Source organism: Arthrobacter sp. Y3224198 (assembly GCF_059090025.1).
This window is the reverse complement of record NZ_JBNHFG010000005.1, coordinates 116,365-140,625: the sequence shown is the minus strand read 5'-3', so window position 1 is coordinate 140,625 and position 24,261 is coordinate 116,365. Positions and strand designations below refer to the sequence as shown.

Sequence of the window (24,261 nt, the reverse complement as noted above, 5' to 3'; positions counted from 1 at the left end):
GATGCCAGTGCTGTTTCCGGTGCTTCAATGGGTCGCCACGGCCGGCCGGCCATGGGTATGGGGGTGGGTGTGCCCGGCGCCTTGCGACTCCTCGAAGGCATGCGAATGCGCGTAGCCGTGCCCGTGGTCTGCCTGCAGGCCGGCATCAATCCCCGTACGGCCGTGACTCAAGGCGTGCAGGGCGCCGGCAGTGCGCTCGCCGACCACCCGCAGCACCGCCCGGCGGCTCATCAGCGGGCCGTAGAACCGGGCGCCCTCGAAGCCGTCGCTGCCGAACGGCACCGCCGGTTCGCGCTGGAACCCCGCGGGGACAATAACGGCGCTGTCGCTGCCCAGCAGCCGCAGCCTGTGCAGGACGTCCTGCAGATCCGTTTCCTTCCGGGTGACGGCCACCTCAACCACGTTGCCTGCTCCGTGTGTGCGCACCAGGTGCGCGATGCGGTAGAGCTCGGCGTCGTCAAAGGGGTTTGCCGCCGCGGCACTGATCACCAGTGCTGCCTCCGGATCACGCTTGCGGACTTCACCCGCAGCGGTGCGCAGCCAGGCGGTCAGGTGGTCGATGGTTCCAAAGGCGTCAGCGAGCACCAGGCGGTTTCCGGCGCGGTCGGCAAGCCACTTGAGGGTCTTCGCAGTGTCGGCAACGAATGTGGGATTGCGGCCAAACGTCATCGGCACAACGACAACCGGTCCTTCCACGGTCGGCAGGAGCCGCGTGAGGACGTTATGCAGGGGTCGCCCGGACGCGGAAATGGTGATTTCGGGGTCGTCGTCCCGGATGAAGGCGAGGTCGGCGCCGTCGGCGCTTTCGTGGCCACCTGCCAGTACCACCGTCGCGTCCATCGCAGCGGCCACTTTCACCCTAGACGCCGATCGGGTCGTGGCAGGAGACAAGCTTGCTGCCGTCCGGGAAGGTGGCTTCAACCTGGAGCAGGCTCATGCGCTCCCGCACACCGTCCATGCAGTCCTGCTCGGAGACTATCGTCTTGCCCAGTTCCATCACCTCGGCAACCGAACGCCCGTCCCGCGCACCTTCAAGGATTGCCTCGGTAATCAGGGCCGTGGCCTCGGCGACGTTGATTTTTGTACCCCGGTCCCGCCGCCGCCTGGCCAGCTCCGCCACCTGGTACACCATGAGCTTGTCGATTTCGCGTGGAGTGAGATTCATTGTGCCTGCCCGCCATTCACCGTTGTGTTGGGACTGTTCCGCTCCCCCATGGCTTTGACCTGGGCCGGCCCGGCTCCTCCAAGCCCCAGCCACGGCCCACCTTTGTCAGGTTACGCGCGGCCCCAGAGCGTCACCACACCCCGGCTGGAAATACGATCCCGAAGGCGGCGAACAGCGGTTACGGGCGCGTCGACCGGGAACAATGCACCTGCCCCGGCCCTGTTGCGTGCATGCGCGGCTGGTTACCGTGGGAGGAGGACGGGCACTATCCAGGACCAGGCACTACCCAGGACCAGGCACAAGCAGAGGAGCGCAGCCATGGAACCGATTCCCGGCATCAACACTTCAGTCCCGCCCAGCGGCCCGGGCTGCGAGGAATGCACCGAACAGCTCGGGTGGTGGTACCACCTGCGCCGCTGCGCCGAATGCGGGCACATCGGCTGCTGCGACAGTTCCCCGGGGCAGCACGCCACCGCCCACGAGCAGCAGACCGGGCACCCGATCATCCGCAGCTATGAGCCGGGCGAGGACTGGTTCTGGAACTACGCGGATTCGGCTGTCTTTGCCGGCCCCGCGCTCGCTGAGCCGCAGCACCATCCGATCAGCCAGTCCGTCCCCGGGCCCGCCGGCCGGGTGCCGCCGGGCTGGCAGGAACTCCTGCACTGACCGGCGCTCCTTACCGGATCACTACGGGTTTACACTGTAAACATGACTAGAACCTACATCGTCACCGGATCCGCTTCGGGCATCGGAGCAGCCACTGCCAACATCCTGAAGGAGCGCGGCAACAACGTCATTGGCGTTGACCTGCGCAATGCCGACGTCGAGGCCGACCTCAGCACTCCCGAGGGCCGCTCTTCTGCCGTCGCCAAGGCCGTAGAGCTCGCCGGCGGGACCGTCGACGCCGTGATCGCCTGCGCCGGCATCTCGGCTCCCGCCCCGATCACCGTCGCCGTCAACTTCTTCGGCGTCACCGAGTTCCTGACCGCGCTGGCACCCGTGCTGGCCAAGAGTGACGCCCCGCGCGCCGCCGTGGTCAGCTCCATGGCCAGCCTGCAGCCCAACTCCCCCGAGCTGGTGGATGCCATGCTCGCCGGAAACGAAGCCGGGGCCCTGCGGATCGGCAAGGAGCTCGCAGACAAGGGCCCGCAGACCGGCTACCTGAACTACCCGTCCAGCAAGCGCGCCCTCAGCCGCTGGGTCCGGCGCGAAAGCATCACCCCGGCATTTGCCGGTGCCGGCATCCCGCTGAACGCCGTGGCCCCCGGCACCGTCCTGTCCGCCATGACCCGCGACCTCCTGGCCACGCCCGAAAGCCGTGCCATGGTGGACGCAAACGTGCCCATGCCGCTCAACGGCCACTCCGAGCCCGAGGTCATCGCCCGCCTGCTCATTTGGCTGACCTCCGAGGAGAACACCCACACCACCGGCCAGACCATCTACACCGACGGCGGCGCCGACGCCACGCTGCGCGGCGACGACATCTGGTCCTAACCCTCCGCCGGCCGGGACCGGCCGCAGGAACCCGGCTTCCGCCGGCACCGAATGCTTTCGGTGCCGGCGGTTTCCGTTTGGGTGCGTCCCCTGTCCGCCATACCCCACCTGCCCGGCTTGGCCGCCGCGGCATCTTTCTGACATGATGTTGGTATGTTGCCGACAGCATGTTGGCAACTGATATCCACGATTCAACCAAGGGGTTCCGATGTTTTTAGCGCTGCGCGAGTTGCGTTTCGCCCGGGCCAGGTTCGGACTGATGGGCGGCGTTGTCGCCCTCATAGCCGTCCTGATGGTCCTACTGTCCGGTTTGTCCTCAGGACTGGTCAACGACGGCGTGTCCGGCCTTAAGTCGATGCCTGCCACGGCCTTTGCCTTCAACGAGGGCACCAAAACCGACAATGCCTTCTCCCGCAGCGTGGTGGACCCGGGGCAGGCAGAAGCCTGGGCGGACCAGCCCGGCGTTGAAGAAGCCGCCCTGATGGGCACCGCCATGATGAACGGCACCACTGAAAACGGCACACAGGTGGACCTGGCCCTGTTCGGCATCGAATCGGATTCCTTCCTGGCCCCCCAGGTGGGCGAAGGCCGCAGCATCGGCGCTCCGAACGAAATCGTCGTCTCCTCCACCGCAGCCGATGCAGGGCTGGAAATCGGCGACGTCGTGACGCTGGAACGCCTCGGCGTCGAACTCGCCGTGGTCGGCTACACGGAAGATCAGGCGACCTTTGGCCACGTGGACCTTGCCTACCTGCCCCTGGATACCTGGCAGTTCCTGGCCAGCGGCCAGAGCACCCCCGGCACCCCCACGCAGGAAACCGTGGACGGCGTCGATTTCGACACGGCCAGCACTGTGGCACTGAAGGCCGCCGACGGAGCCGACATCGACTTCGCGGCCGGTGACGCCGCAGCCGGCACCACCACCTCCACCCTGGAAGAGTCCTTCAACGCCTCCCCCGGCTACCAGGCCGAAACCATGACGCTGGAAATGATCCAGATCTTCCTGTACGCCATCTGCGCGCTGGTGGTCGGCGCCTTCTTCACCGTCTGGACCATCCAGCGCAAGCATGAACTGGCCGTACTGCGGGCCGTAGGCGCCTCCACGGGCTACCTGCTCCGCGACGGACTGCTCCAGGCCGCCATCATCCTGGTAGTCTCCACGGTCGTCGGCATCCTTGCCGGACTCGGAATGGGTGCCGGCCTGACCGGCACAGCCATGCCGTTCGCCCTGGAGGCAGCCCCGATCGCCACGGCAACCGTGCTGACGATCGTTCTGGGCCTGGCGGGCGCCGCCCTTGCCATTGTCCGGATTTCCCGCGTAGATCCCCTGGTGGCACTTGGAGGACAACGATGAGCACCGCAACGCAGGTAAACAACAGCAAAGACACGCGGACGGCAGGGCTGCTGATTGAGTCGGCAAACCTGGCCCTCGGCGACGGCGAAAGCACCGTCCAGGCCCTGGACAACGTGAGCCTCTCCGTCGCCCCCGGCGAGATGGTTGCCGTGGTCGGCCCGTCCGGTGCCGGAAAGTCCAGCCTGCTGGCCGTTGCCGGCGCCCTGACCACCCCCGATTCCGGCGTTGTCCGGGTCAACGGTGTTGATCTGGGCAGCCTGGGCAAGGCAGAACGGGCCCGGTTCCGCCTGAAGGAAATCGGTTTCGTCTTCCAGTCCGGTAACCTGATCCCCGCACTGAACTCGGCCGAACAGCTTCGGCTCATGCTGAAGCTGGCCGGTTCCAAGGAGGGTTTCGATCCAATGGAACTGCTCGCGGCCGTCGGCATGGACCACAAGGCCAAGAGCCGTCCGGACCAGCTCTCCGGCGGCGAACGCCAGCGCGTGGGCATCGCCCGTTCACTGGTCAACCGGCCCACCCTGCTCCTGGTCGACGAGCCCACCGCTGCCCTGGACCGCTCACGCAGCCAGGAAGTGGTGGCGCTGCTGGCCCGGGAAACCCATGAGCGCCGCGTTGCTACAGTTATGGTGACGCACGACCACGACGTCCTGCACCATTGCGACCGCGTTGTCGAAATGGTCGACGGGCGCCTCGAAAGCTAGAAACCGCAGGAACAGGAGGGCGCAGTGCCCCGAATAAATGCCCCCACGGTGGCCGAACACCGGGCGGCACAACAACGGGCGTTGCTGAACGCTGCACGTACCCTTCTGGCCCGCACGGGCGAGGCTCCCAGCATGGCCGAAGTGGCCGCGCTCGCGGGCCTCGCCCGTCCGAGCGCCTACCAGTACTACAAGTCCCGCCAGGACCTGCTGCATGCCCTGGTGCTGGACGTGTTTCCGCGCTGGACGCAGCGGGTGCGCGAGGCGATGGATGCCGAACCGGATCCCGCGGACCGCATCATGGCCTACGTGCTGACCAACATCGCGTTGGTGGCAGAGGGCGAACACGCCGTGGGCAACGCACTGGCCGCCGTCGCGCCCGGTGAGGAACTGAACAACCAGAGCGCCATGATGCACCAGCAGCTCCTGACACCGCTGGTGGACACGCTGGTGCTGCTGGGGATCCCGGAACCACAGGTCACGGCCGAGCTCATCAACGCGATAGTGCATTCCTCCACCAGACTGCTGGAATCCGGGACGCCGCGGAACACGGTGGAGGACCGGGTCCGCGAACTCCTGGGCCCGTATGTCCGGGAAAACCGCACGTCCGGAGGCAGTAACCGGCCCGGGCTGCAGGAATCAGCCGATACCCAGGAGGCAGTCAATGGCTGAGACGGCAACTGCACGTTCCGCCACACCCCGGGCTGCCGACCGCACCTGGCCGTGGTTCCTGATCTTGGACCTGGTCCTGGTCACGGTCTTCGCCGCCCTGGGCCGGCAAAGCCATGAACACGGCCTGACGCCGGCCGGAGTGCTCGCCACCGCCCTGCCCTTCCTCGTTGCCTGCCTGATCGGGTGGGCGGCGGCACGGGCCTGGCGCAGCCCGGCCCGCCTGTTGCCGACCGGCGTCGTGCTCTGGCTTGTCACCGCCGGCGCGGGACTGGGGATCCGCGCGCTCACAGGCGGCGGCACCGCGGCCAGCTTCATGGTTGTGACCTTCCTGGTGCTCGGCGCCTTCCTGCTGGGCTCCCGCCTGGCCTGGCGGGTTGTCCGGCGCCTGCGCTCCCGGCGCATCCGATAGGCTCAAAGCGGGCCTGAGGCCCGGTAACGTTCCAGGCGCCGACACGCGCCGGCAGTCCAGAAAGGCTCCGCCATGATCACCGCTTTCGTCCTCATCCAGACCGACTCTGCCCGGATCCCCGAATGCGCAGAAGAAATTTCCGAGATTGACGGCATCAGCGAGGTCTACTCCGTCACCGGCGAATGCGACCTGATTGCCATTGCGCGGGTGCAGCGCCATGAGGACCTCGCCGATGCAATTGCCAACCGCCTGTCCAAGGTGGACGGCGTCATCGGCACCACAACGCAGATCGCGTTCCGCGCCTATTCAAAGCACGACCTCGACGCCGCCTTCTCGCTCGGCTTCGACAGCTAGTCCGTCCGGCGCCCCGCCGCGCCCGGCTGCCCTACTGCGTTACCGCCACCCAGCGGTCCAGGGCCGCCTGCGCGGCCCCGCTGTCAATCGAGGCGCATGCCCGCTCCAGTCCGGCCGCCAGGCGCCCGGTCAGCGGACCCTCAGCCTCCGGATCCAGCGCCACCAGAGCCGCTGCGGCGTTCAGCACCACGGCGTCCCGCACCGGGCCCTTATCCCCCGCCAGCACGCTCCGGACGACGGCGGCATTGGCCGCAGCGTCACCGCCCCGCAGATCCTCCAGCGTGGCCCGGCTGATCCCGAGGTCCAGGGGATCCACTACGGACTCCTCCACGGCCCCGTTACGGACCTCCCAGACGGTGGAGACGCCGGTGGTGGTCATCTCATCCAGTCCGTCGCCGCCGCGGAAGACGAGGGCCCGCACACCGCGCCGGGCCAGCACGCCTGCCATCAGGGGCGCCAGGCGGGGGTCGGCAACGCCAATGGCGGAAGCACTGGGATTGGACGGGTTGGTCAGCGGGCCCATGAAATTGAAGGCCGTGGCCACACCCATTTCGCGGCGCGGCACCGCGGCAAAGCGCATGGACGGATGGAACACCTGGGCAAAGCAGAAGGTGATTCCGGCCTCCACGGCCGCCTGCGCCACCCGCTCCACGGGCAGGTCCAGCCGCACGCCGAGTGCTTCGATAACGTCTGCGGAACCGGACGCCGACGACGCGGCCCGGTTTCCGTGCTTGACCACCTTCGCGCCGGCTCCGGCACACACGAGCGCCGCCATCGAGGAGATGTTCACGGTGTTATGGCGGTCACCGCCCGTACCGACGATGTCCAGGGTCTCGCCCGGGATGTTGATGGGCCGGGCGCTGGCCACCATGGCCTCCACCAGGCCGGTCAGCTCGTCGACCGTCTCGCCCTTGGCCCTCAGCGCCACCAGGAAACCGGCAATCTGGGAGTCCGTGGCGTTCCCGGCCATGATCGTCGACATCGCCCAGCGGGTCTGGTCCGTGGTGAGGTGCGTGCCCTCGATCAGTGCCGTAATCAGGCCGGGCCAGGTCTCTGTCGAACTCGGAATGGTAGTCACACACCCTAGGTTATCTACGATTCGTAGAAATTGCTGATTTGTTTCTGGGAGCCCCGATTCCGCGCCAGCACTGGGATCCGGGCCTCCGGTCCCGGCTTCGGACGCGCCGTGGGCCGCGATCTGTTGGAGAAGTGGGCGGTTTTACCGCCATAATGTCTATGTGACAACAGCGACCCATGCCCCCAGTACCCCGGCTCACCCCACGCTGAACCGCCCCAATATGGTTTCCGTAGGAACCGTGGTGTGGCTCTCCAGCGAACTCATGTTCTTTGCTGCCCTCTTCGCCATGTATTTCACCCTTCGCTCCACTTCGAGCGACCTGTGGGCCATGGAGACGGAGAAGCTGAACGTGCCGTTCGCCTTCGTTAACACGGTGATCCTTGTTTCCAGTTCCTTCACCTGCCAGGCCGGCGTCTTCGCCGCAGAACGGCTCCAGGCACGCCGCACCGGAGGGCTCCTGAAGCTTTCCCGCTGGGGCATGACTGAGTGGTTCCTGCTGACCTTCGTACTTGGAGCGATCTTCGTCTCCGTACAGGCCTTCGAATACGCGACCCTGGTTTCTGAAGGCGTATCCCTCTCGTCGAACTCCTACGGTTCCGCGTTCTACCTGACCACCGGCTTCCACGGCCTGCACGTGACCGGCGGCCTGATCGCGTTCCTCTTCATCATCGGCCGTGCCTACGCCGCCAAGCGCTTCGGACACTTCGAAGCAACCTCGGCGATCGTAACCTCGTACTACTGGCACTTCGTCGATGTGGTCTGGATTGCCCTGTTCGTCATCATCTACTTCCTCAAGTAACACTGCTTGAGGACCGCACCCACGAAATACTTCAAAGTGGCACCTGTTTCCCAAAGACCACATAAGTTAGGAACTACGAAGTGAAGGCACTATCGCAAAGGCGGCGTCATCCCCTCGCAGCAGTCGCGCTGCTGCTGCTGGGACTCCTCGTTACGGGTGGTCTCTACGCCGTAGCCAACGGCGCCAACCAGGCCCAGGCCGCGACCACCACGTACACTGCCGACGACGTCAGCGAAGGCGAGAAGCTCTTCGTCGCCAACTGCGCTACGTGCCACGGCGTCGAAGCCACCGGTTCGGAGAACGGCCCCTCGCTGGTTGGCGTGGGCGCCGCGTCCGTCGACTTCCAGGTCGGCACCGGCCGTATGCCGATGGCCATGCAGGGCCCGCAGGCCCAGCAGAAGCCGGTCCAGTTCAATGAAGAGGACACGGCCAAGCTTGCCGCTTACGTCTCCAGCCTCGGCGCCGGTCCCTCCGTTCCGGATTCCGAATACCTGGAACCGAACACCACCGATTCCGAAGCCGCTGCCAACGGCGGCGAGCTGTTCCGCGTCAACTGCGCCATGTGCCACAACGCAGCAGCTGCCGGCGGTGCACTGACCCGCGGCAAGTTCGCACCTTCCCTTGAGGGCGTCAGCGAGAAGCACATCTACGAGGCCATGGTCACCGGCCCGCAGAACATGCCCGTCTTCAGCGACACCAACATCTCGCCGGAAGACAAGCAGGACATCATCACGTTCCTGAAGAACATCGAAGCCAACGGCTCCCCCGGCGGAGCGCAGCTCGGCTCGCTGGGTCCGGTATCCGAGGGCCTGTTCATCTGGACCGCTGGTCTGGGAATCATCATCGCTTTCACTATTTGGTTGACCTCCCGGTCTTCCTAATCACCGCCGCGCTCACCCCCACGGGTGACATCACAGTTACACATAGGTCTATAAATGCAGTTTCAAGAGAAGGATGAGGGGGATCATGGGCGACCATAGTCACGGCAGTCCGAACACCTCGGGCACCGTCGCTACGGCTGGCCAGGGAGATGAGGAGAAGTTCCAGAATCCGGGACTTCCCCCGCACCGCCCTCGTCTAGCCGACACAAATCCCCGCGCCGAAAAGCGGGCCGAGCGGCAGGTGGCGAGCCTGTTCGTCATCTCGGCCATCGGTACGATCGTATTTTTCGTGGGGTACTTCAGCATCCACCTGGATGACGCCAGCATTGCAACGCTGCGGCTGCAGAACATCCTCCTGGGCCTCGGCACGGCGTTCGCCATGCTGGGTATCGGCGTAGGTATCGTGCACTGGGCAAAGACCCTGATGCCGGACCACGAAATCGTGGAGGAGCGCCACGAGATCCGTCCCGAAGAGGACCGCGTCATCGCCGAGAAGATGGTGGGCGACATCATCGAGGAGACGGGCATCAAGCGCCGCCCCCTGATCCGCAACACGCTGCTCGGCGCCATGGTGCTGGCACCGCTGCCCGCGATCGCTGTTTTCCGCGACCTCGGCCCGCTGCCCGGTGACACCCTGCGCCACACCATGTGGGATAAGGACACTTACCTCACCCGTGACCCCAGCGGTACCCGGATCAAGGCATCCGATGTCACCCTGGGCTCGGCCTTCCACGTTATTCCCGAGGGCCTCACGGACCTGGAAGAGCACAAGCTCGAGGAGAAGGCCAAGGCTGTTGTCCTGCTGATGCGTCTGAACCCCGAAGACCTCAACCCCTCCCCCGGACGTGAAGACTGGGCAGTGGACGGCATCGTCGCCTACTCCAAGATCTGCACGCACGTGGGCTGCCCCGTTGCCCTCTACGAGCAGCAGACGCACCACCTGCTGTGCCCGTGCCACCAGTCGACCTTCGATGTCACGCAGGAATGCAAGGTCATCTTCGGCCCGGCCGGCCACGCACTGCCGCAGCTGCCCATCAAGGTTGACAAAGACGGATACCTGCAGGCGCAGAGTGACTTCCATGAGCCTGTCGGCCCGAGCTACTGGGAGCGTGGTTAACCATGAGTGTTCCCTCCGCTACACCGTATGAAGCCAAGACACGTCTTGGCCGCATCACGAACTTCGTTGACTCCCGGGTCAGCGGTTCGGCCATGGTCAAGGAGTTCGGCCGCAAGGTCTTCCCCGACCACTGGTCCTTCATGTTCGGTGAAGTTGCGCTGTACTGCTTCGTCATCCTGCTGCTCACCGGAACCTTCCTGACCTTCTTCTTCGATCCGTCCATGGCGGAAACGCATTACGAAGGCAGCTACGTTCCCTTGAACGGCGTCGAGATGTCCGTCGCCTATGAGTCCTCCCTGAATATCTCCTTTGATATCCGCGGCGGCCTCTTTATGCGCCAGGTACACCACTGGTCGGCGCTGCTCTTCGTGGCAGCCGTCTCCGTGCACATGCTCCGCGTGTTCTTCACGGGTGCCTTCCGCAAGCCCCGCGAGCTGAACTGGGTGGTGGGCGGCGTCCTGCTGATCCTGTCCCTCGCGGCCGGCTTCACCGGTTACTCCCTCCCCGATGACCTGCTCTCCGGCAACGGCCTGCGCATCATCGACGGCGTTATCAAGTCCGTCCCCGTGGTGGGCACCTACATCAGCTTCTTCCTGTTCGGCGGTGAATTCCCCGGGACCGACATCATCGGCCGTCTCTACGTGCTGCACATCCTCCTGGTGCCGGCCCTGATCCTGCTGATGATCGCCATCCACCTGTTTATGGTGGTCATCCACAAGCACACCCAGTTCCGCGGCCCGGGCCGGACCAACAACAACGTTGTCGGCTACCCGGTGGGACCGGTCTACGCTGCGAAGGCCGGTGGATTCTTCTTCATCGTCTTCGGTGTGATTGCCATCATTGCCGGTTTCTTCACGATCAACCCGATCTGGAACTACGGTCCGTACGATCCCTCCCCCGTGTCCGCCGGTACCCAGCCTGACTGGTACATCGGTTGGGTGGATGGCGCCCTGCGCCTGATGCCCGGCTTTATCGGCGGGTTCCCGTTCGAGTGGGTCATTCCGTTCCCGTGGGGCGACAACACGCTGGTCCTGAACGTCCTGCTGCCGGCCCTGGTGCCTGCAGGCCTGGTCTTCACCCTGCTGTTCGCCTGGCCGTGGATCGAAGCCTGGCTGACCAAGGACAAGCGGGTGCACAACCTGCTCGACCGCCCGCGCAACGCTCCGTACCGTACGGCTGTGGGCGTCGCCGGCATCACGTTCTACTCGGTCATGTGGGCTGCTGCCAGCTCGGACCTCATCGCGACGCACTTCCACGTGTCGCTGAACGATGTCACGTACTGGCTGCGGGTCCTGCTCTTCCTCGGACCGGTACTCGCGTTCATCATCACCCGCCGCATCGCCCTGGCGCTGCAGCGCAAGGACCGCGAGATTGTCCTGCACGGCGTGGAGAGCGGACGCATTGTCCGACTCCCCCACGGCGAGTACATCGAGGTCCACGACCCGCTGGACGAGTACAAGCGCTACCGCCTGGTGGACTTTGAGTCCTACAAGGCGATTCCGGCCCAGCCGGATGCCAACGGCAAGGTGTCCCGCAAGGAAAAGCGCCGGGCCAAGCTCTCGCGCTTCTTCTTCGAGGACCGCGTTGCTCCGGTAACGCCGGCAGAGCTTGAGAACGCTCATCACCACGAGTCGCCCGCCGAGGTCGAGGCCAAGGCCGACGACCAGCAGTCGATCGAACAGCACTAGTCCTCCCCCGGGCGGACAGAGCAAAAAGGAAGGGCCCCACCGGATTCCGGTGGGGCCCTTCCTTTTTGCTGCGATAGCCTTTTTGCTGCGCTGCCCTTTTGGCCATAGCCGACTCAGGCGAGGGTGAACGGTTCCTTGGACGGCAGCGGATACCGGCGGCGCAGTTCGGCGGGGGCCGAGACCGGAGCGGACCCGATGGTGAGTTTGGTGAAGTCCAGCAGTGGATCCCGGAGCACCACCTTCAGCCCGGCCACCGCCTTGTTCACATCGGGGACCAGGCACCAGATGTTGAGCTTGCGGGGTGCGAACTCCGAGTGGTCCACTTCCCCCAGGCCCCGCCACAGGAAGTACGAGGAGATGGCCTGGACGGCCTTGTGCTCGAGGTACCGGTCCCGTTCCGTGCCTGCGGCTGTCTTCAGCGCATACTGCACGATCACCCAGTGCTGCCGTTCCGGCTCCAGCTCCTCGTACCCGTCGGCTTCACAGGCCACCGCAAAGGCATGCAGGAGCCCCTCTGCCGCGTCCGGGGCCACGTCCTGGACCTTGGCCTTGCCTTCGTGGCCCACAGGCCCGGAGGTGAGCATCAACTGCCCCTCCTCCTCTTCGTAGAGCGCTTCGCGGAAATGCAGCGCTCCCGCTTCGTCGCGCTTGTACATCCTGATGGTGATCATGCGGGTGTTCCTCTTCTGCTTTGGGTTCTGGGTGGGCACGGGCCGGTCAGGTGTGCGGGTGGCGCCGGGGATGGTAGGACCGGGGCGTGCGGACGCCGGGGCGCTGCAGCGGTACCCACAGCTTGTAGCGGTCGGCCCGGTAGTAGGAGACGGAGTAGTCCACCATGGCCCGGGACACGTAGGCGTGCCGCTGGATCTTGAGGACGGGTGCACCAAGTTCCACGTTCAGCAGCCGGGCGATCGAGGCCGGGGCGGCCGTGGCTTCGATGGTGTCCTCACCCCATTCCATCACCAGCCCGTAGCGTTCGCTGAGCATGTTGTAGAGGGAGGTGGGTGCCTCTTCCTCGAGGATCCCCGGCACGTAGTGTGCCGGGATAAAGTTTTCATCCACGCTCATGGGTTCGCCGTCGGCCAGCAGCTGGCGGCGAAACCGCACCACGGGCTGTCCCGGCTCGATCTGCAACTCCCGTGCCACCAGCTGGGAAGCACCGGTCTGCTCGAAGCTGAGGACATGCGCGTCCGGCACCATGCCCCGCCGGTGCATTTCCTCGGAATAGGAGGTCAGCTGCACCTGGAGGTCCATCTTCTTGCGCGCCACAAAGGTGCCGAGCCCCACTACCCGTTCCAGGACGCCGTCGGCCACCAAGGCGTCCACGGCCTGCCGGATGGTCATCCGGGCCACCGAAAAATGCTCTGACAGTTCACGCTCGGAGGGAATGATTTCACCGGCCCCTGCATGGTTCTCCACGAATCTGCGCAGGATGGCCTGGAGCTGGACATGCTTGGCCGTGCCGGCTGCGGGATCGATGCCCTCAGTCAGCAGGCGGAGGCTGCGGTTGCTCACTGCGCCTTGTCCCGGCCTGCGGACCGGACGTTCCTCAGCATTGTTCTAATCCGCCCCTTCGGCTGGGATAACACGTGCCGTCTAAGGATACCGGGGCCGGCCCAGTCACTGCGCTGTCACCGCCGCCACCGTCACTGCGCCGGAGGGTATCCGTCCAGGGCCGCCAGGAAACGTGTCATGGCGCCGCCCAGGTTCCAGTGCCTGCCGAGGACTTCCAGTGTCCGCCGGCTCTCCCCGTCCGGGGCGTGCAGCCGTGCGCCCGCCTGCGCCAGGGACGGCAGGGGAAGGTCCCTCACCACTTTCACGACGGCCGGGGCCACCTGCAGGTACTCCCCCGCTGCGGCGAGCTTGGCACGCACCGGGGCTGAAACGGTACCTCCGGGGTCCGCAGCGGCGGCCAGCAGCCCGTCGAGGGACCCGTATTCCGCCAGCAGCTGCGCGGCGGTCTTCTCCCCGATGCCGGCCACCCCCGGCAACCCGTCCGAGGTGTCTCCGCGCAGGGTCGCGTAGTCCGCGTACTGGGAGGGGAGCACGCGGTACCTGGCCACCACGGAAGCTTCGGTCAGCTCCTCAAGGTTCTTCATTCCCCGTGCCGTGTACAGGACCCGTATCTGTTGGTCATCGTTGATCAGCTGGAACAGGTCCCGGTCCCCCGTCACCACGTCCACGGGCATCCGGGCGGTTTCGGCGTACGTGCCGATCACGTCGTCGGCCTCATGGTCCTCCGCTCCCACGACTGCGATACCGGCCGCGGCCAGCACCTCCCGGATCAACGGGATCTGTGCGGTGAGGCCTTCGGGGACGGTCTCTATATCCAGGCCTCCGGGGGCGGCGACCGCAGCGACGCGGTGGGCCTTATAGCTCGGCAGAAGCGCTACCCGCCATCCGGGCCGCCAGTTGTTGTCCCAGCAGGCCACGAGATGGCTGGGGCCGAACTCCGCGGCCAGGCGGGCGATCATGTCCAGCAGGCCGCGGACGGCGTTCACCGGCGTCCCGTCTCCCCGGCGGAGGCTGTCGGGAACCCCGTGGAAGGCCCGGAAGTACAGGGAGGCGGTGTCCAGCAGCATAAGTTGTTGTGCCATATCCGCACCCTACACACTGGCAGGAAAGTCCCGACGGTCAACCGGCGGGGAGAAACTACCAGCGGGGACAAACAAAGGAAGGACCCGCAGTTTCCTGCGGATCCTTCCTTTGGTGTTTCTTATCCGGAACCTGGCCTAGTGGGCGTGGTTTCCGCGGCTGTATTCAAAGACCCAGCCAACCAGGGCGACAACGGCCAGGCCGGCACCGATGTACAGCACCCACCAGCCGACTGCCATGCCCAGGAAGCCGATGGCGCAGGAGATACCCAGCAGCAGGGGCCACCAGCTCCACGGGCTGAAGAAGCCCTGCTCGCCGGAACCTTCGTGGATTTCGGCGTCGAGCCGGTCCTCGGGACGGGGGCCCACCCGGCGGCCTGTGAAGCCGATGTAGTAGGCGATCATGCCCGACATGCCGGCCGTCAGGAAGAGGGCCAGGTAACCGACCGGTTCCGTCCACTCCACCAGGTAGCCGTACACCACGGCGACCACGAGGAAGAACGGTGTCAGGTAAGCGAAGAGTTTAGTCTCTACCTTCATTTGACCTTTTCCTTCCGGTCACCGGGGCCGAAGACCTTGGCCGCGGCGGATTCGTCGGTTACGTGCTGCTGCAGTTCGGGGTGGTGCAGGTCCAGGGCAGGACGTTCCGAACGGATACGGGGCAGCGAAGTGAAGTTGTGGCGCGGCGGCGGGCAGGACGTGGCCCACTCCAGGGATCCGCCGAAGCCCCACGGATCATCCACTTCAACCTTCTTGCCGTGGCGCCAGGTGATGTACACGTTCCAGAAGAACGGGATCATCGAAGCGCCCAGGACGAAGGAGGCGATGGTGGAGAACTGGTTCATGGCGGTGAAGTTGTCTTCCACCAGGTAGTCGGCGTAACGCCGCGGCATGCCCAGGACGCCCAACCAGTGCTGGATGAGGAAGGTGCCGTGGAAGCCGACAAACAGGAGCCAGAAGTGGATCTTGCCAAGGCGCTCGTTGAGCATTTTCCCGGTCCACTTGGGCCACCAGAAGTAGAAGCCTGCGAACATCGCGAACACAACGGTTCCGAAGATCACGTAGTGGAAGTGCGCCACCACGAAGTAGGTGTCGGAAACGTGGAAGTCCAGCGGCGGGGAGGACAGGATGATGCCCGTCAGGCCGCCGAACAGGAAGGTGATCAGGAAGCCGATGCTCCAGAGCATGGGGGTTTCAAAGGTAATGGACCCCCGCCACATGGTGCCGATCCAGTTGAAGAACTTCACGCCGGTAGGCACCGCGATCAGCATGGTCATAAAGGCGAAGAACGGCAGCATGACCGCGCCGGTGACGTACATGTGGTGTGCCCACACAGTGACGGACAGTGCCGCGATGGCGATGGTCGCGTAGACCAGGCCCTTGTAGCCGAAGATCGGCTTGCGGCTGAAGACCGGGAAGATCTCCGACACGATGCCGAAGAACGGCAGCGCGATGATGTACACCTCGGGGTGGCCGAAGAACCAGAACAGGTGCTGCCAGAGGATGGCACCGCCGCGCTCGGGGTCGAAGATCTGCGCTCCGAAGCGCCGGTCGGCGCCGAGGGCGAACAGTGCAGCCGCCAGCGGCGGGAAGGCCATCAGGACCAGGATGGCCGTAACCAGCGTGTTCCAGGTGAAGATCGGCATGCGCCACATGGTCATGCCCGGGGCACGCATGCAGATGATGGTGGTGATGAAGTTGACGGCGCCCAGGATGGTGCCGAAGCCCGAGAGTGCCAGGCCGAAGACCCAGAGGTCACCGCCGACGCCGGGAGAGAACGTGGTGTTCGACAGCGGCGTGTAGGCGAACCAGCCGAAGGACGCGGCGCCCTGCGGGGTGATGAAGCCGGCCACTGCAATGGTGCTGCCCAGCAGGAAGAACCAGAAGGCCAGTGCGTTCAGCCGCGGGAAGGCGACGTCGGGGGCACCGATCTGCAGGGGCATGATGACGTTGGCGAAGCCCGAGAACAGCGGGGTGGCGAACATCAGGAGCATCACGGTGCCGTGCATCGTGAACAGCTGGTTGTACTGGTCCTTGGTCTGCAGGATCTGCATACCCGGCTCAAACAGCTCCGCGCGGATGACCAGGGCCATCACGCCTGCGAGGCAGAAGAAAATAAATGAGGCAATCAGGTACATGTACCCGATCGTCTTGTGGTCAGTGGAGGTGATCCAGTTGACGACGATGCGTCCCTTGGAGACGGGTACTACGCGGGGTGCAACCCTGGTGCCGGAATCTTCCGAAGTGTATTCGAGAGTAGTCATAGCGTCCTCCTACCTCCTAACTTCGCTTGATTCTGAGTTGTACTGGCGGTCGTAGTCGCCGTCGACCTGGCCGGTGGGCAGCCCTGCCACGTAGTCGTTGTATTCCTGCTCGGAGACAACGTCGACATTGAAGAGCATTTCGGAGTGGTACTCGCCGCAAAGCTCGGCGCACTTACCGTCGAAGGTGCCGGTCTTGCCGGTCTCGAGGGTGATCACGTTGGTGCGGCCGGGGTAGATATCCATCTTCTGCAGGAATGCAGGCACCCAGAAGGAGTGCTGGACGTCGCGGGTGTTCAGCTGGAGCTCAATGGTCTTGTCGACGGGGAGCACCAGGGTGGGGAACTCGTCTGCGGAGACTTCCTGGCCGTCGAGGTTCACCTGGACGCCCTGGTAGTACTTGTCTTCGTTGACGTAGTTGAAGTCCCAGGACCACTGCTTGGCGCGGACGTCGATGACTACCTTGTCCGGATCGTCGCTGCGCTCGTTGATCGCCTGGATGTCCTGGTTGGTGAAGTAGAACAGCACCAGGACCATAAACAGCGGAACGGCCGTGTAGAAGATTTCCAGCGGCAGGTTGTAGCTGAGCTGGCGGGGGTAGCCGGTCTCGTTCTTCCGCCGGCGGTAGGCGATCATGCACCACAGGATCAATGCCCAGGTGAGAACGCCCACGGCCAGGGCAGCGATCCATGAGTTGACCCAAAGGTCCATGATGCGGCCGGTGTGGTTAGTGGTGTCGCGGTCCGTAGGCAGCCAGCCCTTCTGGACTTCCGATGAACACCCCGATAAAAACAACGCGCCGGCCGACGTCACGGCTGAGATCTTTAAGATCCTGGCGCGTCGGCTGCTGGTTCGGTCCTGCGAACTCACAGACGGCCCTTCCTCTTGTTGCGTGCAAGTGCTGCCCGGCAGGGGACAAAAAAGTTCCCGACTGCGGACATTAGTTTTACTACTACGTGTAGAGCTTACCCGTACGGGCGGCCATCCAGTGACAGATCGCCGCCGCGCCGGGGAAATAAAGCTCTGGTATTACGGGCCGTCGGGCCTGTGCGTCAGTGGAAAGAGTCTCCGCATGCGCACGAGCCACCCGCGTTGGGATTGTCGATGGTGAAGCCCTGCTTCGAGATGGTGTCCTCGAAGTCGATGGATGCGCCCGAGAGGTACGGAACGCTCATCTTGTCCACAATGACCTCGACGCCGTCGAAGTCGCGGACGGCGTCGCCGTCAAGGACGCGCTCGTCGAAGTAGAGCTGGTAGATGAGTCCCGAGCAGCCTCCCGGCTGGACAGCGACGCGGAGGCGGAGGTCCGTGCGGCCCTCCTGCTCCAGCAGGCTGCGGACCTTCTGGGCGGCTACATCCGAGAGCATCACTTCGTGCGTCGGCAGTTCGGCCTCGGCGGTGGTGTTTTCGCTGGTGGAAACGCTCATAGTTTCTCTCTTTCCTCAGCTGGTTTACCGCGGGCAGGCCGTCGCGCCTGCTGCGGGCAGAAACCAGTTCCTCAATGGTACGTCCGGGGACCCCCATCGATCTAACAGGTGCCGGGGATGAATCCATTCCCGGCACCTGTCCGCTGCCCTGTGTCAGGACTGCGGTGCCGCCTCTGAGCCGGGGGCGCCCAGGCTGGCCAGCAGCAGGGCCTCGGCGAGGACCGCGTTGCGGAAATCGTTCAGGTCCAGGGACTCGTTGGCGCTGTGCGCACGGGAATCCGGATCCTCCACGCCGGTGATGAGGATCTGGGCGGCGGGGAACAGATCGACGAGATCGGCGATGAACGGGATGGAGCCGCCCATGCCCGATTCCACCGGTTCCACGCCCCAGGCCCGGCCAAGCGCCCACAGCGCGGTCCGGGCGGCGCTGGCGCTGGTGTCCGTGGCAAAGGCGTTGCCCTGCTCGCCCGGGGTGAAGGTGACCTTCGCGCCGAAGGGGGCATGGGCCTGCACGTGGGCAGCCATGGCCTCCATCGCGGCCTCGGGGCTCTGCCCGGGTGCCAGCCGCAGGCTGAACTTGGCCCGGGCCTTCGGCTGGATGGTATTGGAGGACATTGCCACGGTGGGGACGTCGATGCCGATGATGGACAGTGCGGGCTTGGTCCACAGGCGCGAGGCAATGGAGCCGGTTCCGGCCAGCTGCACGCCGTCCAGCAGCGAGGAATCCGCCCGGAAGTCGGCCTCCGGATACTCGACGGCCGCGTTGTCGCCGGACACCAGGCCCTCGATGGCGACGTCGCCGGCGTCGTTGTGGAATGTGGCGATGAGACGCGCGAGGAGGGTGGGGGCATCAAGCACCGGACCGCCGAACATGCCCGAATGCACGGCATGGTCCAGCACCTGGACCTCCACGGTGCCGTCCACCAGGCCGCGCAGGCTGGTGGTCAGCGCCGGGACGCCCACCTTCCAGTTGCCGGAATCGGCCACCACAATGACATCTGCGCGCAGCAGGTCCTGGTAGGTCTCCAGGAAGGTGCGGAAGGTCGGGGACCCGGCCTCTTCCTCGCCCTCGATGAACAGGGTGACGCCGACGCCGGACTCCTCGCCCAGTACGTCCTGCAGTGCACGCAGGGCACCGATGTGGGCCATGATGCCGGCCTTGTCATCGGCGGCGCCGCGGCCGTACAGCCGGCCGTTGCGTTCCTCGGCCAGGAACGGGTCGGACTCCCAGAGGTCCCGCTCCCCCGGCGGCTGCACGTCGTGGTGCGCGTACAGCAGAACCGTGGGGCATCCGGGCCGGGCGGGGCGGCGGGCGACGACGGCGGGGCCGCCGGGCGTGCCGTTGTTGTCCACGCGCAGGATCTGCACGTCGTCGATGCCGGCCTCGCGGACCAGATCGGCCACGGCAGCGGCGCTGCGGTTCAGGTGCTCGGGATCAAAGGAGTCCCAGGCGATGCCCGGGATGCTGACCAGGGACTTGAGCTGCTCGACGGTGCGGGGGAAGTCGGCGGCAACACTGGCCCGCAGGGCATCCTCATGGACACCTGCCGACGTGCCCCCGGTCGACGGGTCGGGTTGGGAAACAGGGTTGGAAGTCATAGCCAAACCCTACATCCGTGCCTTCGGCCTGCAGAAGGAAGCCCTCCCCCGCCGCCGTCACCGGGCCGGGACCGGACGCACCGGACCGCACCGCCGCGGTGGCGTCACGGGGCGGAACGCCACGCCGGTGCGGGGTATCCTAGGGGTGTGTTTGGACGAAACAAAGAAGCGCCCACCGCGCAGGAAACTGTGGACCAGGCCGCTGCCGCCGCCCCCGAACCGGGACGCACCGGCAAGGGAGCGCCCACGCCCCGCCGCAAGGACCAGGAAGCGGCACGCCGTCGTCCCCTGGTACCCGATGACCGGAAGGCTGCCAAGGCCGCGGCCCGCGAGGCCATGCGCCAGGAGCGGCTGAAGACCCGCGCTGCCCTTGACACCGGCGACGAACGTTACCTGCCGCTGCGGGACAAGGGACCCAACCGGCGCTTCATCCGAGATGTGGTGGATGCCCGCCGCAACGTCGGCGAATACGTCATGATTGCGGCGCTGGTGTTCGTTATCTTCAGCTTCATCCAGGACATCAACGTCCAGCTGATTGTGATGGCCGCGTTCTGGGTGCTCATCCTCGCGGTCATCGCCGACAGCTTCCTGCTGCGCCGGCAGATCCGTAAGCGCCTCACGGCCAAGTTCGGCGGACCCAACTCCGGCGATGTCTGGTACGGGGTCTCCCGCTCGCTGCAGCTGCGGCGTTTCCGGCTGCCCAAGCCGCAGGTCAGCCGCGGACAGTACCCCTCCTGATTCCGAAAGGGGACGGACCTCCGACTGGAGGCCGTCCCCTTTTTTATGCCCTGCTGGTTTATCGCTCCCCGATGGCCGGGTCAGCCCCTGGCCAGGCCCCGGTTGATCCGTGCGGCCCAGAACGGCCCCTCGTAGAGGAAGGCCGTGTAGCCCTGGACCAGGGTGGCCCCGGCGGCCAGGCGCTCCCGGACGTCGGCAGCAGTTTCCACTCCCCCGACGGAGATGATGGTGCAGCCACTCTCCCCCAACCGCTCATGCAGCCTGCGCAGGACCTCCAGGGAGCGCTTCTTCAACGGGGCGCCGCTCAGCCCGCCCACGCCGCAGGCGATGACCTGCTCGGGATCGGTCACCAGGTTGTCCCGGGTCACCGTGGTGTTGGTGGCAATCACCCCGTCCAGGCCCAGTGACAGCGCGAGGTCCGCGACGTCGTCGATGTCTGCATCCGTGAGGTCCGGGGCGATCTTCACCAGTAAAGGCACATGGCGTCCGGCGGCTTCGTCGGCGGCGGCGCCCACCTGCGTCAGCAGCGGACGCAGCGAGTCAATGTCCTGGAGCAGCCGCAGGCCGGGAGTATTGGGCGAGCTGACGTTGACGGCCAGATAGTCGGCCTGCGGCGCCAGTTCCCGTGCGCTGGCCAGGTAGTCCTGCACGGCGTCGGCCAAGTCCACCTTTTTGGTCTTGCCGATGTTCACCCCGATCACCGGGCGTGGAGCCCCGAAGGTTCCGGCCAGTGCCTTCCGCGCCTTGGCCAGGCGGGGCGCGACGGCGGCCGCGCCGTCGTTGTTGAAGCCCATCCGGTTGATCACTGCCCGGTCCTCCACCAGCCGGAAGAGCCGCGGCTTGGCATTGCCCGGCTGGGCCTGCGCCGTGACCGTGCCTACCTCCACATGGCCGAAGCCCAGGTTTGCCAGCGCCTGGATGCCCGAGCCTTCCTTGTCGAACCCTGCGGCCAGCCCGAATGGCGAGGGGAAGGTCAGGCCCAGGGCCTGGGTCCGCAGGCCGGGGGCGGGCCGCATCAGCCGGCGCATCACCGGGGCCGCAGGTGTCCGTGCAGCTGCCCGGATCAGGCTAAAGCCGATCCGGTGGGCCCGCTCGGGGTCCACCCCGGAGAAAACGAGCCGGAAGAATGTTGGGTAGATGCGCATACTCCAAAGATTCCAGAACCGGGGCCAGCCGCAAAACCCCTCCCGTCCCGTGACGGGTGTTCGGCTATTGTCGAAAGCATGCGCCATGAGCCGTTGAACTGGAAACCCGATGTCCTGGGAGAGGGATTCCGCAGCCTGACGCTGGAGCTCGGCGAGGACGACGAAGGCCCGCTGGCCGCCACACTGGTTTCCTACGTTCCGGATTCCGCTGTTCCGGATGCAACTGTTCCGGATGCTGCCGTCCGTGCCCCTGCCGCTCCCGCACGCACCGCACGGCAACCGGACACCGTGGATGCCGTGTTGTACCTGCACGGCTGGAGCGACTACTTCTTTCAGGCAGACCTGGCCAGGTTCTGGGCCGGTGAGGGCGCCGCCTTCTACGCGCTGGACCTGCGCAAGTACGGCCGGAGCCTGCGGCCCGGCCAGTCGGAGGGCTATGTTGCGGACCTGCAGGAGTACGACGCCGACATCGACGCCGCGCTGGCCGCCGTCGCCGTCGACGTCCGCTCCCGGTACGGGACCGCAGCCGTGCCCCGCATCACCCTGATGGCACACTCGACCGGCGGCCTGGTGGCCTCGCTCTGGGCGCACCGCCACCCGCGCCGGCTGCACGCCCTGATCCTCAACAGCCCCTGGCTGGAAATCAGCGGCAGCTCCATGCTGCGCTTCGCCACCAGCGGACTGCTGGAACCGGTGGCCCGGCGGCGGCCCAAAACGCGTCTGAAGATTCCCGAGTTCGGGTTCTACTTCCGCAGCATCAGCGCCGAAATGGACGGCGAGTGGCCCGTGGATCCGCTGTGGCGGCCACCGTTCAGCTTTCCCGTCCGGGCCGGTTGGATCAAGGCGGTACTGGGCGGGCATGCGCAGGTGGCCCGGGGGCTGGACATCGACGTCCCCATCCTGCTGCTGGCCTCCGCCGCGTCCACCATCGCTCCGGTGTGGAGCCCGCAGATGCTGCGCACGGACAGCGTGCTCGACGTGTCCCTGATGGTCCAGCGCGGCCTGCTGCTGGGACCCGAGGTCACGGTCTACCGCTTTGAGGGGGCGCTCCACGACACGCTGCTCTCCGCACTGCCGGTGCGAACCCGGGTCTATGCCGGGATCCGGCGGTGGGCGTCCGCGTTTGTCTTCGGCGGCTAGGTGCCGGCGGCCGCGGCGTTCCCCGCCGTGCCAACACCGGCCGCCGTATCGGCGGCCGCCCGGTCGACGGCGCCTCCGTAGCGGCGGTCGCGGCGGGCGTAGATTTCCACCGCTTCCCACAGCGTCCGCCGGTCCACGTCCGGCCAGAGGGTATCCATAAAGACCATTTCGGCGTATGCCGACTGCCAGAGCATGAAGTTCGAGAACCGCTGCTCACCGGAGGTGCGCAGGAACAGGTCGACGTCGGGCAGGTCCGGCTCATCCAGGTAGTTCTGGATGGTCTTTTCATTGATGGAGCCCGGCCGCAGCCGGCCCTTCTGCACATCTGCCGCAATGGCGGCGGCGGCGTCCGCGATTTCGGCCCGTCCGCCGTAGTTCACGCACATATTCAAGGTGCAGACCGTGTTGCCGCGGGTGGCTTCCTCGGCGATCTCCAACTCCTTCACCACGCTCTGCCAGAGCCGCGGGCGGCGCCCGGACCAGCGGATCCGCACGCCCCATTCGTTCAGCTGGTCCCGCTGGCGGCGCAGCACGTCTCGGCTGAAGCCCATCAGGAAGCGGACCTCTTCCGGAGAACGCTTCCAGTTTTCGGTGGAGAACGCGTACACGGAGACATGCCGGATGCCCATTTCGATGGCACCGGCCATCACGTCCAGCAGGGCGGCTTCGCCGGCCCGGTGGCCTTCGGTCCGGGGCAGCCCGCGCTGGTTGGCCCACCGGCCGTTGCCGTCCATCACAATGGCCACATGGGCCGGTACCAATTCCGCAGGAACCGGCGGGGGCACGGCCCCGGACGGGTGCGGGGCCGGGTATCCGGCGGGGCCGGCCGGGGCCGGCTGCGGGGTTTTCGAACGCAAGGTCAGACACGCTCCACATGTTGAAGGGACCGCAGCACCCGTTCCAGGTGCCACTGAAGATAGCCGGCCACCAGGCCGGCGGACTCGTGCCGCGGCTGGGGTCCGGAGGCATCGGCGGCCGCCCAGTCACCGCTGAGCAGCGCCGCCAGCAGCATCATGGTCTCGGGCGACGGCGAGGCCGAACCGGGCGGCCGGCACACCGGGCAGACGGCTCCGCCCAGCGGTGCCGAAAAAGCGCTGTGCGGGCCGGGTGCACCGCAGCGGGCGCATTCGGTGAAGCTGGGCGCCCACCCGGCGGTGGCCAGGGCGCGGAGCAGGTAGGAGTCCAGGATCAGTTCGGGGGCATGCGCTCCCCGGCTGAGGGCGGCAAAGGCACCGATCACCAGCTGGTAGTGTGCCCTGGCCGAGTCGCCGTCAATGTCGGTCAGCCGCTCCGCCGTTTCGGCGATGGCTGCGGCTGCCGTGTAGCGGGCGTAGTCGGCGGCAATGCCGTGTCCGTACGCGCCCTTGGTTTGTGCCTGGGTCACAATGTCCAGGTTGCGGCCGTGGGAGAGCTGGAGTTCGGCCACCATAAACGGCTCCAGCCGGGCGCCGAACTTGCTCGATGTCCGGCGCACGCCCTTGGCCACGGCACGGACCTGGCCGTGCTCCCGGGTCAGCAGCACAAGGATGCGGTCCGCTTCCCCCAGCTTGTGGGTTCGCAGGACCACCGCATCATCCCGGTAGGTTCGGGACGCAAAGGATTTCGCCACCCTGCTATTTTCCCACGCGCAGACGCGCCCGGCGGACCG

The 24,261-nt window shown here is 66.0% G+C and carries 27 protein-coding genes; 13 read left to right on the top strand and 14 right to left on the bottom strand.

What is annotated here, in order from left to right; translation table 11 throughout:
* Positions 1–24: 24 nt before the first annotated feature.
* Positions 25–852, bottom strand: a complete 828-nt coding sequence (locus AC5RUF_RS04725) for a hypothetical protein (RefSeq protein ID WP_494129866.1) — start codon at positions 850–852, stop codon at positions 25–27.
* Between the two features lie 7 nt (positions 853–859).
* Positions 860–1,165: an urease subunit gamma gene (locus tag AC5RUF_RS04720; RefSeq protein ID WP_493997403.1), complete on the bottom strand. Its 306-nt coding sequence runs from the start codon at positions 1,163–1,165 to the stop codon at positions 860–862.
* 318 nt (positions 1,166–1,483) lie between these two features.
* On the opposite strand from AC5RUF_RS04720, the gene AC5RUF_RS04715 reads away from it, so the two are divergent.
* The 7 genes from AC5RUF_RS04715 (at position 1,484) to AC5RUF_RS04685 (ending at position 6,146) form a co-directional block, all read left to right on the top strand.
* Entirely contained in the window at positions 1,484–1,831 is a 348-nt protein-coding gene (locus AC5RUF_RS04715; protein ID WP_493997402.1) for a UBP-type zinc finger domain-containing protein, read from the top strand.
* A gap of 42 nt (positions 1,832–1,873) precedes the next feature.
* A complete protein-coding gene (locus tag AC5RUF_RS04710; protein ID WP_494129865.1) occupies positions 1,874–2,659 on the top strand; it encodes an SDR family oxidoreductase in 786 nt (261 codons plus the stop codon).
* A 208-nt stretch (positions 2,660–2,867) separates the two neighbouring features.
* Positions 2,868–4,013, top strand: coding sequence for an ABC transporter permease (locus AC5RUF_RS04705; RefSeq protein ID WP_494129864.1), 1,146 nt, complete (start codon positions 2,868–2,870; stop codon positions 4,011–4,013).
* Positions 4,010–4,714 (top strand): ABC transporter ATP-binding protein, encoded by a 705-nt coding sequence (locus AC5RUF_RS04700; RefSeq protein WP_493997399.1) that lies wholly within the window; start codon positions 4,010–4,012, stop codon positions 4,712–4,714. Before AC5RUF_RS04705 ends, AC5RUF_RS04700 begins: the two co-directional genes overlap by 4 nt.
* Positions 4,715–4,738: 24 nt before the next feature.
* On the top strand, positions 4,739–5,383 hold the full coding sequence (locus tag AC5RUF_RS04695; protein ID WP_493997398.1) for a TetR/AcrR family transcriptional regulator: 645 nt from the start codon (positions 4,739–4,741) through the stop codon (positions 5,381–5,383).
* The gene (locus AC5RUF_RS04690) at positions 5,376–5,792 is read left to right on the top strand and encodes a DUF3054 domain-containing protein (protein WP_494129863.1); all 417 of its coding nucleotides are present in this window, start codon (positions 5,376–5,378) and stop codon (positions 5,790–5,792) included. The genes AC5RUF_RS04695 and AC5RUF_RS04690 overlap by 8 nt, the downstream gene beginning before the upstream one ends.
* A 72-nt stretch (positions 5,793–5,864) precedes the next feature.
* Entirely contained in the window at positions 5,865–6,146 is a 282-nt protein-coding gene (locus AC5RUF_RS04685) for an Lrp/AsnC family transcriptional regulator (RefSeq protein ID WP_494129862.1), read from the top strand.
* Between the two features lie 31 nt (positions 6,147–6,177).
* On the opposite strand, the gene trpD is transcribed toward AC5RUF_RS04685, so the two are convergent.
* Positions 6,178–7,224: an anthranilate phosphoribosyltransferase gene (trpD, locus tag AC5RUF_RS04680; protein ID WP_494129861.1), complete on the bottom strand. Its 1,047-nt coding sequence runs from the start codon at positions 7,222–7,224 to the stop codon at positions 6,178–6,180.
* A gap of 160 nt (positions 7,225–7,384) precedes the next feature.
* Between trpD and ctaE the strand changes: the two genes are divergently transcribed.
* The 4 genes from ctaE (at position 7,385) to qcrB (ending at position 11,709) form a co-directional block, all read left to right on the top strand.
* Positions 7,385–8,023, top strand: a complete 639-nt coding sequence (ctaE, locus tag AC5RUF_RS04675; RefSeq protein WP_146361924.1) for an aa3-type cytochrome oxidase subunit III — start codon at positions 7,385–7,387, stop codon at positions 8,021–8,023.
* An 80-nt stretch (positions 8,024–8,103) separates the two neighbouring features.
* Positions 8,104–8,904, top strand: coding sequence for a cytochrome bc1 complex diheme cytochrome c subunit (gene qcrC / locus AC5RUF_RS04670; protein WP_493996310.1), 801 nt, complete (start codon positions 8,104–8,106; stop codon positions 8,902–8,904).
* A gap of 85 nt (positions 8,905–8,989) precedes the next feature.
* Positions 8,990–10,021, top strand: coding sequence for a cytochrome bc1 complex Rieske iron-sulfur subunit (gene qcrA, locus AC5RUF_RS04665; protein ID WP_493996309.1), 1,032 nt, complete (start codon positions 8,990–8,992; stop codon positions 10,019–10,021).
* Between the two features lie 2 nt (positions 10,022–10,023).
* Positions 10,024–11,709 carry a cytochrome bc1 complex cytochrome b subunit gene (gene qcrB, locus AC5RUF_RS04660; RefSeq protein WP_493996308.1) on the top strand — a complete coding sequence of 562 codons (1,686 nt, stop codon included), beginning with the start codon at positions 10,024–10,026 and terminating at the stop codon, positions 11,707–11,709.
* Positions 11,710–11,822: 113 nt separating this feature from the next.
* On the opposite strand, the gene AC5RUF_RS04655 is transcribed toward qcrB, so the two are convergent.
* The 8 genes from AC5RUF_RS04655 to AC5RUF_RS04620 form a co-directional block, all read right to left on the bottom strand.
* Positions 11,823–12,380, bottom strand: coding sequence for a hypothetical protein (locus tag AC5RUF_RS04655; protein WP_493996307.1), 558 nt, complete (start codon positions 12,378–12,380; stop codon positions 11,823–11,825).
* A gap of 46 nt (positions 12,381–12,426) precedes the next feature.
* Positions 12,427–13,224 (bottom strand): GntR family transcriptional regulator, encoded by a 798-nt coding sequence (locus tag AC5RUF_RS04650; protein ID WP_494129860.1) that lies wholly within the window; start codon positions 13,222–13,224, stop codon positions 12,427–12,429.
* 131 nt (positions 13,225–13,355) lie between these two features.
* Positions 13,356–14,306, bottom strand: coding sequence for a 5'-3' exonuclease (locus AC5RUF_RS04645; RefSeq protein ID WP_494129859.1), 951 nt, complete (start codon positions 14,304–14,306; stop codon positions 13,356–13,358).
* A gap of 135 nt (positions 14,307–14,441) precedes the next feature.
* Complete coding sequence (locus tag AC5RUF_RS04640; RefSeq protein WP_493996304.1) at positions 14,442–14,843, bottom strand: cytochrome c oxidase subunit 4; 402 nt, start codon at positions 14,841–14,843, stop codon at positions 14,442–14,444.
* On the bottom strand, positions 14,840–16,567 hold the full coding sequence (ctaD, locus tag AC5RUF_RS04635) for an aa3-type cytochrome oxidase subunit I (RefSeq protein ID WP_493996303.1): 1,728 nt from the start codon (positions 16,565–16,567) through the stop codon (positions 14,840–14,842). Before ctaD ends, AC5RUF_RS04640 begins: the two co-directional genes overlap by 4 nt.
* Positions 16,568–16,576: 9 nt before the next feature.
* On the bottom strand, positions 16,577–17,434 hold the full coding sequence (gene ctaC / locus AC5RUF_RS04630) for an aa3-type cytochrome oxidase subunit II (protein WP_493996302.1): 858 nt from the start codon (positions 17,432–17,434) through the stop codon (positions 16,577–16,579).
* 182 nt (positions 17,435–17,616) lie between these two features.
* Positions 17,617–17,991, bottom strand: coding sequence for a HesB/IscA family protein (locus AC5RUF_RS04625; RefSeq protein WP_493996301.1), 375 nt, complete (start codon positions 17,989–17,991; stop codon positions 17,617–17,619).
* Between the two features lie 153 nt (positions 17,992–18,144).
* On the bottom strand, positions 18,145–19,590 hold the full coding sequence (locus tag AC5RUF_RS04620; protein WP_494129858.1) for a dipeptidase: 1,446 nt from the start codon (positions 19,588–19,590) through the stop codon (positions 18,145–18,147).
* Positions 19,591–19,737: 147 nt separating this feature from the next.
* On the opposite strand from AC5RUF_RS04620, the gene AC5RUF_RS04615 reads away from it, so the two are divergent.
* Positions 19,738–20,328 (top strand): DUF3043 domain-containing protein, encoded by a 591-nt coding sequence (locus AC5RUF_RS04615; RefSeq protein ID WP_494129857.1) that lies wholly within the window; start codon positions 19,738–19,740, stop codon positions 20,326–20,328.
* An 80-nt stretch (positions 20,329–20,408) separates the two neighbouring features.
* Here AC5RUF_RS04615 and AC5RUF_RS04610 read toward each other — a convergent pair whose 3' ends face one another.
* Positions 20,409–21,473 carry a quinone-dependent dihydroorotate dehydrogenase gene (locus tag AC5RUF_RS04610; protein WP_494129856.1) on the bottom strand — a complete coding sequence of 355 codons (1,065 nt, stop codon included), beginning with the start codon at positions 21,471–21,473 and terminating at the stop codon, positions 20,409–20,411.
* A 78-nt stretch (positions 21,474–21,551) separates the two neighbouring features.
* Between AC5RUF_RS04610 and AC5RUF_RS04605 the strand changes: the two genes are divergently transcribed.
* Positions 21,552–22,613, top strand: coding sequence for an alpha/beta hydrolase (locus AC5RUF_RS04605; RefSeq protein ID WP_494129855.1), 1,062 nt, complete (start codon positions 21,552–21,554; stop codon positions 22,611–22,613).
* Here AC5RUF_RS04605 and AC5RUF_RS04600 read toward each other — a convergent pair.
* Both AC5RUF_RS04600 and recO read right to left on the bottom strand, forming a co-directional pair.
* A complete protein-coding gene (locus AC5RUF_RS04600) occupies positions 22,610–23,476 on the bottom strand; it encodes an isoprenyl transferase (protein ID WP_494129885.1) in 867 nt (288 codons plus the stop codon). The genes AC5RUF_RS04605 and AC5RUF_RS04600 overlap by 4 nt on opposite strands.
* Positions 23,473–24,222, bottom strand: coding sequence for a DNA repair protein RecO (recO, locus tag AC5RUF_RS04595; protein ID WP_494129854.1), 750 nt, complete (start codon positions 24,220–24,222; stop codon positions 23,473–23,475). The genes AC5RUF_RS04600 and recO overlap by 4 nt, the downstream gene beginning before the upstream one ends.
* Between the last annotated feature and the right edge of the window lie 39 nt (positions 24,223–24,261).